This is a genomic window from Acidovorax sp. DW039 (assembly GCF_037101375.1).
Classification (GTDB): domain Bacteria; phylum Pseudomonadota; class Gammaproteobacteria; order Burkholderiales; family Burkholderiaceae_C; genus Acidovorax.
Genome location: NZ_AP029019.1, coordinates 1,523,255 through 1,535,047, shown reverse-complemented (window position 1 = coordinate 1,535,047; position 11,793 = coordinate 1,523,255). Strand labels below are relative to the sequence as shown.

Here is an 11,793-nt window from a genome sequence, read left to right as displayed (position 1 = left end):
GTGTACCTGCTTTAACCGGAGATGAAACTGGGCCACACCGGGAACTGCAACTTCAGCGCCCATACGAAAGCCACATAGCTGCCGATAGCCAGAATGGTGGCTAGTCCAAAAACACCCTTGGCACTGAATTCGTTCCCTGCCAGGCTGGCAATGAACGTCAATGCATAGATGGCCACAATCAGACCCATGGCTGGCACGCCGATGCTGGGCAAGCCACCCAGCAAGATGCCGAACGCGAAGTTGGCTGCCAGGATGAAGAACAGAGGCTTCCAGGCCCACTTGCCAATCTTGTCGCCGTCAGCGGTTTCCACTGTCATCGCCTTGAAGGTGATGACCAGGCCAATGATGGCCAGCAGAATGCCGAGGATCAACGGGAAGTAGCCGGGGCCCATGCGGGCTCCCGAGCCGATGTTGTACGTGGTGGCTCCCCACGCAAAGGCTCCTCCAACGGCCATGAACATCACGCCGGAGAAAAAGTCTTTCTGACTCTTGATTTTCACGAGTTCGTCCCCTTAAGGAAATTCGGATCGGGCGATTGTGGTGGCAAGGTTTCCCACACTCGATGTGGATTCCACCTACATTCGGTAACGCCCTAGGGACGAAGCACCCAAACATCGGGAAAACCCCGATCTCCGAGCACCCGTTGCTATCGGTTTTTAGCGGGCTACAGGCACCATGGTCAGGTCGTCAACAGGCTCAGGCTTCCAGCGGCGGCGTGGCAGCAATCACCTCTTCCAGCGAAGTCACGCCCTCGGCCACGCGCAAGGCACCAGCCAGACGCAGGGGCCGCATACCGTCCTGCACAGCCTGCCTGCGTAGCGCTTCAATCGATGGGGCCTGGTTGATCTTTTCCTTGAGCTGCTCACTCACCGTCAGCAACTCATACAGGCCCATACGCCCCTGAAAACCCGTCATGCGGCAATCCACGCAGCCCACAGCCTTGTAGGGTTGATAAGAGCCATTGAGCTTCCAGGGTTTGACGACCTCGGCCAAGGTTTCGCGCTGGGCAGCGGGGTCGGGCTGGCGGCACTGTTTGCAGAAGGTGCGCACCAGCCGCTGGGCCAGTACGCCCAGCAGTGTGGCGTTGATCAGGTAGGACGGCACACCCAGCTCCATCATGCGGGTGATGGCGCTGGGAGCATCGTTGGTGTGCAGGGTAGAGAACACCAGGTGGCCCGTCAGCGCTGCCTGGATCGCCATCTCTGCAGTTTCCAGATCGCGGATTTCACCCACCATGATGATGTCCGGGTCCTGCCGCATCAAGGCACGCAGGCCTTCGGCAAAGTTGAAGTCGAGCTGGGGCTGCACCTGCGTCTGGTTGAAGCTGGGCTCGATCATTTCGATGGGGTCTTCCACCGTGCTGACGTTGACCTCTTCCGTCGCCACACGCTTCAAGGTGGAGTACAGCGTGGTGGTCTTGCCCGAGCCCGTGGGCCCGGTCACCAGAATGATGCCGTGCGGCCGCTTGACCAGCGCCTCCCAGCGCTGCGCGTCGTGCAGCGAGAAGCCCAGCGCGTCCAGGTCCTTCACCGCGTTGTCCGGGTCAAAAATCCGCATCACCATCTTTTCGCCAAACGCCGTGGGCAGCGTGGAAAGGCGCATTTCCACTTCTTCACCACGCGGATTGCGGGTCTTGATGCGGCCATCCTGCGGGCGGCGCTTTTCCACCACGTCAATGCGCCCCAGGAGCTTGATGCGCGAGACCATGGCGTTGTGCACGCCCATGGGCATCTGGTAGACGGGGTGCAGCACCCCGTCGATGCGGAAGCGAATCACCCCCTGCTCACGTCGTGGTTCCAGGTGGATATCGCTGGCGCGTTGGTCAAAGGCGTACTGCCACAGCCAGTCCACCACGCGCACCACGCCCTGGTCGTTGGCATCGAGCTGCTTGTTGGTCTTGCCCAGCTCCACCAGTTGCTCAAAGCTGCTGCCCGCATTGGCACCGCCCGCCTTTTGTGCCGCCTTCACCGATTTGGCCAGCGCAAAAAATTCAGCCGTGAAGCGGTGGATGTCCTGCGGGTTGGCCACCACGCGGCGCACCGTGCGACGCGACTGGCGCTCCACCTCGGCCACCCAGTCGGTGATGAAGGGTTCTGCAGTGGCCACCACCACTTCAGCGGGCGTGACCTGCACAGGCAGCACCTTGTGCCGCTCGGCATACGTCGCACTCATGGTGTCGGCCACACGGCCCACATCCACCTTGAGCGGATCAATGCGCAGGTAAGGCAGTCCCGAGCGTTGTGCCAGGTATTCCGTCAAGGCCTCGATGTCCAGCGGCCTGCCATCACTGGCCCGCGACATGGCCACATTGGCGAGCCGCACCAGCGGGTTCTGCGCACTCTCAGCCTGCGAACAACGCGCAATGGTGCGCTGGGCCTCTTCGGCGGAAATGACTCCGTCGGCACTCAGCCAATCCACCAGCTTGCGCCAGACGAGCGGGCCTTTGAATGTGGAGGCCGACGCAGAACGCGGGGCGACCGCCGGGGCTGCAGACGCAGTAGAGGCAGTAGACGCAGGCAAGGGCACAGTAGACATGGAAGAAACCTGGATCAATCACACAAACCATGAACAGCGCAGAGGCTACGGCTTACACACCGCAGCCCCTGTCACCGTTCCTGCAACAAGGCACGAGCACAACCTCAAGCTACCACCGGCTTGAACACACGCAGCCACTTGGTAGCGGGCAGCCCCCAACGCTCCTGCACCACCTCGGCACGGGCCATCAGCTCGGCGCGCTTGGGGCGTGAAGGCGTGCGCTGTGCCAGCACCACCGTGTTGCCTTCGCGCGTGGGCTTGAAGGCCCACAGGGTATCTTCACCAAAGGCGCTGGCCATGCTCTGCAGGCTACGCTCGTAGCTGGAGGATCGGCCAAACAGGTTCACTGTCATGCACCCGTCTTCTGACAACAATGCACGGCAGTCGGCATAAAAGTCGGGGCTGTCGAGCACCGGGGCTGCGGCCTCGTGGTCGTACAGGTCCACCGCCAGCGCATCCACCGTGCCCAGCCACATGGGATCGCGGATTTCCTGCGCTGCGTCACCCAAAATGACCCTCAGCTTGGGGCCATCGGGCGGCAGCTTGAACCACTGGCGGCACACGGCCAGCACCTGGGGGTTCAGCTCAATTGCCGTGGCGCACAGGCGCAGCTTCTTGTGGCAGAACTTGGTGATGGCCCCCGCCCCCAGGCCCAGCTGCATGGCATGGCGCTTGGTCACAGAGGTGGGTTCGACAAACAGCAGCCAAGCCATCATGCGCTGCACGTATTCCAGCTCCAGCACAAAGGGGTCATCCACCCGCATGGAGCCCTGAATCCAGGGCGTGCCCAGGTGCAGGTGACGGACTTCTCCGTCGTCAGAGACGCTGACTTCCGGCAGCTCGGGGAGGGTGTTTTTTTTGCGGGTCATATTCAAAGCAATCCGTGCTCGGCCATCAGCCGGGCCCATTCGGTCCGTTTACGTTCAAAGCTCCAGGCGGCGTTGGCGGGGCTGGTGGAGGGCAGCCGCACCGACTGCACCTGAGCACCGGCATAGGCCCCTGCCCACTGCTGGCGCACCGCCGCACTGTGCTTGAAACTCTCCCCCCCATTGTGGGCGATGGCGCGCAGTGCCGGGCACTGCCGCAGCAACTGCGCAAAATCGTTGACCACGGGGTGGCGGATGCTGGCGTCCAGGCTGCCCTGGCGTTCGCAACTGGCATACACATCCCACACGCCCAAACCTCGGTCCAGCAGCCACGCGCAACGCTGCGCGTAATGCTCAGGCCCGGCAGGCGGGATGGGGTGCTGCGGCCACAGGCTTTGCAAGATGCGCCAGAACTGGTTTTGCGGATGGCCGTAGTACTGCTGAGCCTGCAGAGAAGCCGCCCCCGGAAAGCTGCCCAGCACCAGCACCACGGTGTGGCCCGACACCACTGGCGGCAGGCCTTGCAGGCGAAGCCCCGATGACTCCATCTGCGGCGCGCTTGCCGGAGGGCCAGGCGCTTTGCGGCCAGTGGCTGGTGATGGGGCTGCCTCGGTTTTGCTCATGAGCGTGATTGTGAAGCGCCCACGTATCGGGAATGTATAGGGCAGGTATCCATCGCACATGCCAGGATTTTTGCTATACAAAATATAGCTGCCTGCGCTTGTCAATAGGGCGCTACAGCCGTTTTTCATCCAATAACTGACGCACACCCGGCAAAGCGGCGCAGGCGTTGGCGGTGGTGGCCTCGGCCAAAGCCTGCGCAGACATGCCACGCAATTCGGCCACCGCAGCGGCAATGCGGGGCAGCTCGGTGGGGGTGTTGCGCCCCTGGGGCACGCCTTGCGCCCGCTGGGCCGCCGTGGTGTAGAGCCAGTGGGGCGGGATGTCGGGGGAGTCTGTTTCCATCACCACGCTTTCCAGCGGCAACTCTGCGGCCAGACGGCGCAATTGCAGGGCCCGGTCATACGTCACCGCCCCGCCAAAGCCGAGCTTGAAACCCAAGGCGATGAACGCCTGGGCCTGCTGGGCACTGCCATTGAAGGCATGCGCAATGCCGCCCGGCACCCGCACCTCGCGCAGGGCTTTGAGCAATGGATCGGCCGACCGGCGCACATGCAAAATCACTGGCAAATCCAGACGCCGTGCCAGCAACAACTGGGCGCGGTACAGGCGCTGCTGGCGCTCGTTGTCGAGCCCAGGCACAAAGTAATCCAGACCGATTTCCCCCACAGCCACCAGACGCGGGTCACTGCGGTGCTGCTGCAGCGCCAGAGCCAAAAGCTCCAGGTCTTCATCGCTGGCACGGCCGGTGTACAGGGGGTGGATGCCCAGGGCATAGCTGTCGCCATGCCGGTGGGCCAGCAGACGCACCGCGTCCCAGTTGCTGCGTTCCACTGCGGGCAGCACGCAGTGCGCCACCCCGGCGTGCCGGGCTTGTTCGCGCACGGTGTCCACATCCTGCGCCAGCTCGGGCGCGTCGAGGTGAACGTGGGTATCAATCCAGAAACTCATGGCGGGATGATGCACCACGCACGCCCCCGCCCCACAACAAGAAGCTTCTGAGCGGAGCGGCCGTCACTCAGCCCGGTCCCTGATATTGCCCGCGCCCCTGGCGCTTGGCCAGATACAGCTTGGCATCGGCACGCGCAATCAGGTCATGGGCGTTTTCCGCCTCGCCCACCCCGAAAGCCAGGCCCACACTGGCACCGACACGGACGGGGTCTCCCTGCAAGTCAAACGGAGCCTGGGCGGCCTCCACGATCTTGGCGGCCACGGAACGGGCATGGTCCAGCTCACGCACCTGCTCCAGCACCACGGCAAACTCATCCCCGCCCAGGCGCGCCACAGCGTCACGCGGGCGTACCAGCGAACGCAGACGCTGGGCAAACAGCTTGAGCAGCTCGTCACCCACGGGGTGCCCGTAGGTGTCGTTCACCGGTTTGAAATGGTCGAGATCGATGTACAGCAGCGCCATGTGTGAACCGCCCCCCTGGGCCATGCTGCGCTGCATGTAGGCGTCCAGTCCGGCGCGATTGAGCAGCCCGGTAAGCGGGTCGCGCTGCGACAGCGCAAGCAGCCGCCCTGCTTCCTGCCGGTGCTCGGTAATGTCCTGCGCCATGGCAACGAATCCATCCACCTCACCCGAGGGGGTTCTGAGTGGCAGGTAATGCACGGACAGACATCCTGGCGGGCTGCGCAGCGGGTCATCTTCTTCAAAAGTGACCGTCTCGCCCGCCAGTACGCGTTGCACCATGGGCAGGCTGCGCTGGTAGGCGTGGTCTCCCAGCACCTGGGCCAGCGTGTGGCCCAGCATCTCGTCACGTGGGTGGCCGTGCCAGCGCTCAAATGCGCTGTTGATGAAGCGAAACCGCTGGTCTGCCCCCACCACCGCCACCAGCGCGGGCACGGCTTCGGTGATGGAGCGAAGGGTGCCGGTCTGGCGCAGCAACTCCAGCCGCGCCTGCTCGGCCTGCGAAATGTCGCGCATCACAGCAGACAGATGCTCCAGCCGCCCTTGCCTGTCGCGGTGGCCAATGACCATGTGGCTGACCGGCACCTGCCGCCCCTGCGCGTCCAGCACATGGATTTCGCCCGTCCACACGCCACTGCGCACCACTTCGGGCACCACCACATCGGTATGGAGCTTTTGCACTTCGGGCGAAAACAATGCCGACAGCGATACCTGGGCAGCGGGCACCTCCGGGGCCAGGCCAAGCAGCCGCCTCACCGCGGGGTTGAGGTAGGTGATATCTCCCTCGGCGGAGGCTTGCACCACAAAGTCAGAAGTGCTTTCGATGATGTCTGAGAGCATGCGCCGCGCGCGTTCGGCGTGCACGCGCTCGGTGATGTCCTGCACGGCACCGACCAGTCGCACCGTCACGCCGCCTTGCCGCTCCGCCTCGCCCGCAGAGCGCAGCCAGATGCGCCGCCCTTTGGCGGTGACGGCAGGCAACTCCAGGTCCCAGGGCTCGCCTGTTTCAATGGCACGGGCAAAGGCCTGGCGTATCACGGGGCGCGCGTGCGGTTCGTAAAAGTCCAGCGCGTCCTGCAGGGCGGGTACCACGCCCGGTTCAACGTCATGAATACGATGCATCTGCACGGTCCACGCCGAGCGGCCCGTGACCAGATCACGCTCCCAGCCGCCAACGCCCGCCACGCGGCCGATGCGGGCCAGCAACTGTTCACTGGCGTGCAAGGCCCGGGCAGCCTCTTTCTGCTCGGTAATGTCACGCCCCACCGAATGCACGTATGGCCGCCCTTGTGCGTCGTGCAACAGGGTGTTGACCCAGGCCACCCAGCGGTCTGGCTGACGCCCCTGGCTGCAGCGCAGACGGTTTTCGTTGGCGCAGCGCTGCCCGGTGGCAAACACGTCCGTCAGGCGCGCACGCAGGGCTTCGCGGTCCTCGGGTGCCACATAGTCGTACAGGTTGAGGCCCACCATGTCCTGCCCCTCCAGCCCGACAAAGCGGGCGTAGGCCGGGTTGGCATAGAACAGCTCACCGCTGGGCCAGGACAGGGACACCATTTCGCCCTGCCCTTCCACCATGGTGCGGTAGCGGGCTTCGCTGTCGGCCAAGGCCTTTTCGTAGTCCTGGCGCACCGCAAAGGCACGGGTGAGCAGGTCGCGCCGCATGGCCAGGGCCTGCGCCGCCATGGTAGACAGCGACTGCAAGGTGGCGCGCTGGTGGGCATCCAGGCGGCGTGCCTGCTGGTCAATCACGCACAGCGCACCCACCCGCTCGCCACCGGGGGCCAGCAGCGGTGCCCCGGCATAAAAGCGCATCTGCAGCTCGCCGGTGACCAGGGGGTTGGAATCAAAGCGCGCGTCCCGCCGCGCATCTGCCACTTCCAGGATGTCGGGCTGCTGTATGGTGTGCGCGCAAAAAGCAATCTCGCGGGCCGTTTCACTCACCCCCGTCAGGCCCACATTTGCCTTAAACCACTGGCGGTTTTCATCCACCAGGCTGATCAACGCAATGGGCACCCCGCACACCTGGGCTGCCATCCGGGTGATGGAGTCGAACAGGGGTTCTGGCGGGGTGTCCAGCACCAGCAGATCGCGCAGCGCGGCCAGTCTCTGTAGCTCGTCCGGGGTCTGGTTCGACAAGAAGCCCTCCATCGAAACCCGTTGTGAAAATGCATCCCACCGTGGCAGCCACAGGCGAGAACTCCACTTTCAGCGCATTTTCAGCGGCTTGCAGAGGGCATTGCCGGGCTCTGCTTCATTTTGCACACGTTTGGATACAAAACAACCAACTTTTGGAGCATGGAGAGGCCGCCGCGCCTGCGGATCGTCAACGGATCGTGACCACAGGACTACAGCCGCCCCTGCACCAGCCGCACCACGCGGTGGCAGCGCGCCGCCAGCGATTCATCGTGCGTCACCATCACAAAGGCCGTACCCCGGTCGCGGGCCAGTTCCAGCATCAGGTCAAACACGCCATCGGCAGTGGCACGGTCCAGGTTGCCTGTGGGCTCATCGGCCAGCACGCAGGCCGGGCGGGTAACCAGGGCACGGGCAATGGCCACGCGCTGGCGTTCGCCACCCGACAGCTCTGCCGGGCGATGCTGCAGGCGCCCGGCCAGGCCCACGGCAGCGAGCACGCGCTCGGCCTCGGCATGGCACTGGGCCAGCGGCAGGCGGCGGATGCGCAGGGGCATGGCCACGTTGTCCAGCGCGCTGAACTCGGGCAGCAGGTGGTGAAACTGGTAGATGAAGCCCAGGTGCTGGTTGCGCAGCTGGCCCTGCCGCTCGGGCGAGAGGGTGGACAGCTCCGAGCCCTTGAGGCGCACCGTGCCTGCCGTGGGCGCATCCAGCCCGCCCAGCAGGTGCAGCAGCGTGCTCTTGCCCGAACCCGAGGCACCTACGATGGCCAGCGTCTCGCCCGCGCGGATTTGCAGGTCCACGCCGTGCAGCACGGTCACGTCGAGCCGGCCTTCGGTAAAGCGCTTGGTCAGGCCCTTGGCTTCCAGCACCACCTCACCGCTCAGAGCATTTTGGCCGTTTTGGCCTGTAGCGCCCTCTGAATAAGCGCGAGTAGCTACATTATTCATAGCGAAGAGCCTCTGCGGGGTTCACCCGGCTGGCACGCCAGCTGGGCCATAAAGTCATCACTAACGCAAGCGACAGCGAAGTCACCGCTATCGGAACAATGTCACTCGCCTGCGGCTCGCTAGGCATCTTGCTGATGAGGTAGATGTCCTTGGGCAGGAAGCTGGCGTTCAGCGCCCGCTCAATGGCTGGCACGATCACATCGATATTCACCGCCACCGAGAGGCCCAGCAGCAGGCCCACCCCCGTGCCAATCACCCCCACCATGGCCCCCTGCACCACAAAGATGCCCATGATGCTTTTCGGGCTGGCCCCCAGCGTGCGCAGGATGGCGATGTCCGCGCGCTTGTCCGTCACCGTCATCACCAGCGTGCTCACCAGGTTGAAGGCAGCCACGGCAACGATGAGCGTGAGGATGATGAACATCATGCGTTTTTCGAGCTGCACGGCGGCAAACCAGGTGCGGTTCTGCTGCGTCCAGTCGCGGATGAGCAAATCACCGCTCAGGGTCTGCGCCAGTTGCTGGGCCACCTCGCGGGCCTGGTGCAGGTCCTTGAGCTTGAGGCGGATGCCCGTGGGGCCTTCCAGCCGGAAGATGCGCTGCGCGTCTTCATGGTGCAGCATCACCAGGGCCGAGTCGTATTCGTAGTGGCCCGAGTCAAAGGTGCCAGCCACCGTCATCTGCTTGAGGCGGGGTACCACGCCTGCGGGCGTGACCTGCCCGGCCGGAGCAATCAGCGTGACGGCATCACCCACCCGCGCGCCCAGCGAGCGGGCCAGCTCCCGCCCCAACACCACGCGGAACTCGCCCGGCACCAGTTGCTTGAGCACATCGGCATTGGCGGCCCCCAGATCGGTCACCGCACCTTCCTGGGCCGGATCAATGCCGCGCACCAGCGTGCCTTTCATGTCCTCGCCACGGGCCAGCAGTGCCTGCGCCGACACAAAAGGCGCAGCCCCCACCACATTCGGGTTGCGTTGCGCCTCCGCCAGCGTCCGGGCCGGATCGGGCATCGCGGCGCCGTGAGGCGCAAAAATCTCGATGTGCGAGACCACACTGAGCATGCGGTCGCGTACCTCTTTTTGAAAACCGTTCATCACGCTCAGCACAATGATGAGCGCCGCCACCCCCAGCGCAATGCCCAGCATGGACACGCCCGAGATGAACGAGATGAAGCCGTTGCGCCGCGTAGCGCGGCCAGCGCGGGTGTAGCGCCAGCCCAAAGCCAGTTCGTAAGGAATTTGCATGGAAGCGCGATTGTGGCATTGGGCTCAAGCCCTTCCGAACTCATCCCGATGCCGCCCCCCGGATAATCCCCCCCATGGCTCTTATCACCCTCATCAATGCCCAGCTGGCTTTCGGGCATGTCGCTTTGCTGGACCACACCGGCTTTTCTCTTGAAACCAATGAACGCGTCGGCCTGATTGGCCGCAACGGCGCAGGCAAGTCTTCGCTGCTCAGAATTCTGGGTGGGCTGGCCAAGCCCGACGACGGCACGCTGCAGGTGCAGCAGGGCACGCGCATCGCCTTTGTGGAGCAGGAGCCCGCACTCGACCCCGACGCCACCATCTTCCAGGCTGCGTCTGCTGGGCTGGCCGGGGTGATTGCCTTGCGCGACCAATACCTGGCCCATGCCGAGGGCGTGGACCTGGACGCGCTGCAAACCCAGATCGAGGCGGCTGACGCCTGGAACTGGGAGCAGCGCGTGGAAGAAACCCTGCAGCGCCTGCACCTGAACCCCGACGCCCGTGTGGGCGACCTCTCCGGCGGCACCAAAAAACGCGTGGCCCTGGCCCAGGCGCTGGTGGCCCGGCCCGATGTGCTGCTGCTCGATGAACCCACCAACCACCTGGACCTGGACTCCATCCGCTGGCTGGAGGATTTGCTCATTGACTTCAAGGGCAGCGTGGTCACCATCACCCACGACCGGGCGTTTCTGGACCGCATCGCCACCCGCATCGTCGAGTTGGACCGGGGCCTGCTGCGCTCGTACCCCGGCAACTTTGCCGCCTACCGCCTGCAAAAGGAAGAACAGCTGGCGCAGGAAGCCGTCATCAACGCCAAGGCCGACAAGCTGCTGGCGCAAGAAGAAGTGTGGGTGCGCAAAGGCGTGGAAGCGCGCCGCACACGTAGCCAAAGCCGCATTGGCCGCCTGGAAAAGCTGCGCGAAACCCGCGCCGCCCGCCGCGACGTGGTGGGCAAGGTGAAGATGGAAGTGGGCACCGGGGGCGACAGCAACTACCAGGGCAAGATCGTTGCCGAGCTGCAGCATGTGAACAAGGCCTTTGGCGACAAGGTGATTGCCCGCGACTTCAGTGCCACGCTGCTGCGCGGCGACAAGATCGGCCTGCTGGGCCCCAACGGCGCGGGCAAGACCACGCTGCTCAAGATGATTCTGGGCGAGCTGGAACCCGACAGCGGCACCATCCGCCGTGGTGCGAACCTGCAGGTGGCCTACTTCGACCAGTTGCGCGACGCCATCAACCCCGACGCCACGCTGGAAGACTTCATCAGCCCCGGCAGCGAGTGGATCGAAATCAACGGCCAGCGCAAGCATGTGCGCAGCTACCTGGGGGACTTTCTGTTCTCGCCCGCGCGCGCGCATTCGCCCGTGCGGTCGCTGTCGGGCGGCGAGCGCAACCGCCTGCTGCTGGCCCGCCTGTTTGCCCGCCCCGCCACCGTGCTGGTGCTGGACGAGCCCACCAACGACCTGGACATTGAAACCATCGACCTGCTGGAAGAGCTGCTGCAGGACTACCCCGGCACCGTGTTCCTTGTCAGCCACGACCGCACCTTCCTCGACAACGTGGTGACCAGCACCATTGCCTACGAAGGCGATGGCGTGTGGCGCGAGTTTGAAGGGGGCGTGGAAGACTGGCTGCAGCAATCCCAGCGCGCGCAGGCCGTGCGTGCTGCCAATGCTGCGGCAGCCGCTGCAGCTGCGCAGCCCCCCGCCGCCAGGCCGGGTGCTGAAGACAAGAGCCAAAACACCGCAGAACCCTCAAAGGACCAGCGCAACGCGCTACCAAAAAAGAAGCTCAGCTACAAAGAGCAGCGCGAGCTGGAGCAACTGCCCGAGCGCATCGCCGCGCTGGAGGCCGAGCAGCAATCCATCCAGCAAGAGCTGGCCGATGGCACCCTCTACACCCGCGATCCCCAACGCGCCACCGCCCTGCACGCGCGCGAAGGTGTGATTGAAGAGGAACTGCTGGCCGCGCTGGAGCGGTGGACGGATCTGGCTCCCTGAGCAGCCACACGCCCCTCCATTCCACGCCCCT

Annotated in this window: 9 protein-coding genes; 1 reads left to right on the top strand and 8 read right to left on the bottom strand. The window is 64.5% G+C overall.

The features are described from left to right. Positions 1–11: 11 nt before the first annotated feature. From AACH87_RS06960 to AACH87_RS06925, 8 genes are all read right to left on the bottom strand, one after another. Entirely contained in the window at positions 12–500 is a 489-nt protein-coding gene (locus AACH87_RS06960) for a tripartite tricarboxylate transporter TctB family protein (RefSeq protein ID WP_338798043.1), read from the bottom strand. Positions 501–696: 196 nt separating this feature from the next. Further along, positions 697–2,535: an ATPase, T2SS/T4P/T4SS family gene (locus AACH87_RS06955; protein WP_338798042.1), complete on the bottom strand. Its 1,839-nt coding sequence runs from the start codon at positions 2,533–2,535 to the stop codon at positions 697–699. Positions 2,536–2,639: 104 nt separating this feature from the next. Then, positions 2,640–3,404, bottom strand: coding sequence for a spermidine synthase (locus tag AACH87_RS06950; protein WP_338798041.1), 765 nt, complete (start codon positions 3,402–3,404; stop codon positions 2,640–2,642). Positions 3,405–3,406: 2 nt separating this feature from the next. Further along, the gene (locus AACH87_RS06945) at positions 3,407–3,949 is read right to left on the bottom strand and encodes a DNA-deoxyinosine glycosylase (protein WP_338798872.1); all 543 of its coding nucleotides are present in this window, start codon (positions 3,947–3,949) and stop codon (positions 3,407–3,409) included. Positions 3,950–4,136: 187 nt separating this feature from the next. Further along, a complete protein-coding gene (locus AACH87_RS06940) occupies positions 4,137–4,973 on the bottom strand; it encodes a TatD family hydrolase (protein ID WP_338798040.1) in 837 nt (278 codons plus the stop codon). Between the two features lie 67 nt (positions 4,974–5,040). Beyond that, positions 5,041–7,569 (bottom strand): PAS domain S-box protein, encoded by a 2,529-nt coding sequence (locus tag AACH87_RS06935; RefSeq protein WP_338798039.1) that lies wholly within the window; start codon positions 7,567–7,569, stop codon positions 5,041–5,043. A 209-nt stretch (positions 7,570–7,778) separates the two neighbouring features. After that, positions 7,779–8,516: a lipoprotein-releasing ABC transporter ATP-binding protein LolD gene (gene lolD, locus AACH87_RS06930; RefSeq protein ID WP_338798038.1), complete on the bottom strand. Its 738-nt coding sequence runs from the start codon at positions 8,514–8,516 to the stop codon at positions 7,779–7,781. After that, positions 8,509–9,762 (bottom strand): lipoprotein-releasing ABC transporter permease subunit, encoded by a 1,254-nt coding sequence (locus tag AACH87_RS06925; protein WP_338798037.1) that lies wholly within the window; start codon positions 9,760–9,762, stop codon positions 8,509–8,511. Before AACH87_RS06925 ends, lolD begins: the two co-directional genes overlap by 8 nt. Positions 9,763–9,836: 74 nt before the next feature. On the opposite strand from AACH87_RS06925, the gene AACH87_RS06920 reads away from it, so the two are divergent. Beyond that, positions 9,837–11,762 carry an ATP-binding cassette domain-containing protein gene (locus tag AACH87_RS06920; RefSeq protein WP_338798036.1) on the top strand — a complete coding sequence of 642 codons (1,926 nt, stop codon included), beginning with the start codon at positions 9,837–9,839 and terminating at the stop codon, positions 11,760–11,762. Positions 11,763–11,793: the final 31 nt, after the last annotated feature.

Coding starts and splice junctions, on each gene's coding strand:
- AACH87_RS06955 (WP_338798042.1), bottom strand. CDS start 2,535: ATGTCTACTGTGCCCTTGCCTGCGTCTACTGCCTCTACTGCGTCTGCA.
- AACH87_RS06950 (WP_338798041.1), bottom strand. CDS start 3,404: ATGACCCGCAAAAAAAACACCCTCCCCGAGCTGCCGGAAGTCAGCGTC.
- AACH87_RS06945 (WP_338798872.1), bottom strand. CDS start 3,949: ATGGAGTCATCGGGGCTTCGCCTGCAAGGCCTGCCGCCAGTGGTGTCG.
- AACH87_RS06940 (WP_338798040.1), bottom strand. CDS start 4,973: ATGAGTTTCTGGATTGATACCCACGTTCACCTCGACGCGCCCGAGCTG.
- lolD (WP_338798038.1), bottom strand. CDS start 8,516: ATGAATAATGTAGCTACTCGCGCTTATTCAGAGGGCGCTACAGGCCAA.
- AACH87_RS06925 (WP_338798037.1), bottom strand. CDS start 9,762: ATGCAAATTCCTTACGAACTGGCTTTGGGCTGGCGCTACACCCGCGCT.
- AACH87_RS06920 (WP_338798036.1), top strand. CDS start 9,837: ATGGCTCTTATCACCCTCATCAATGCCCAGCTGGCTTTCGGGCATGTC.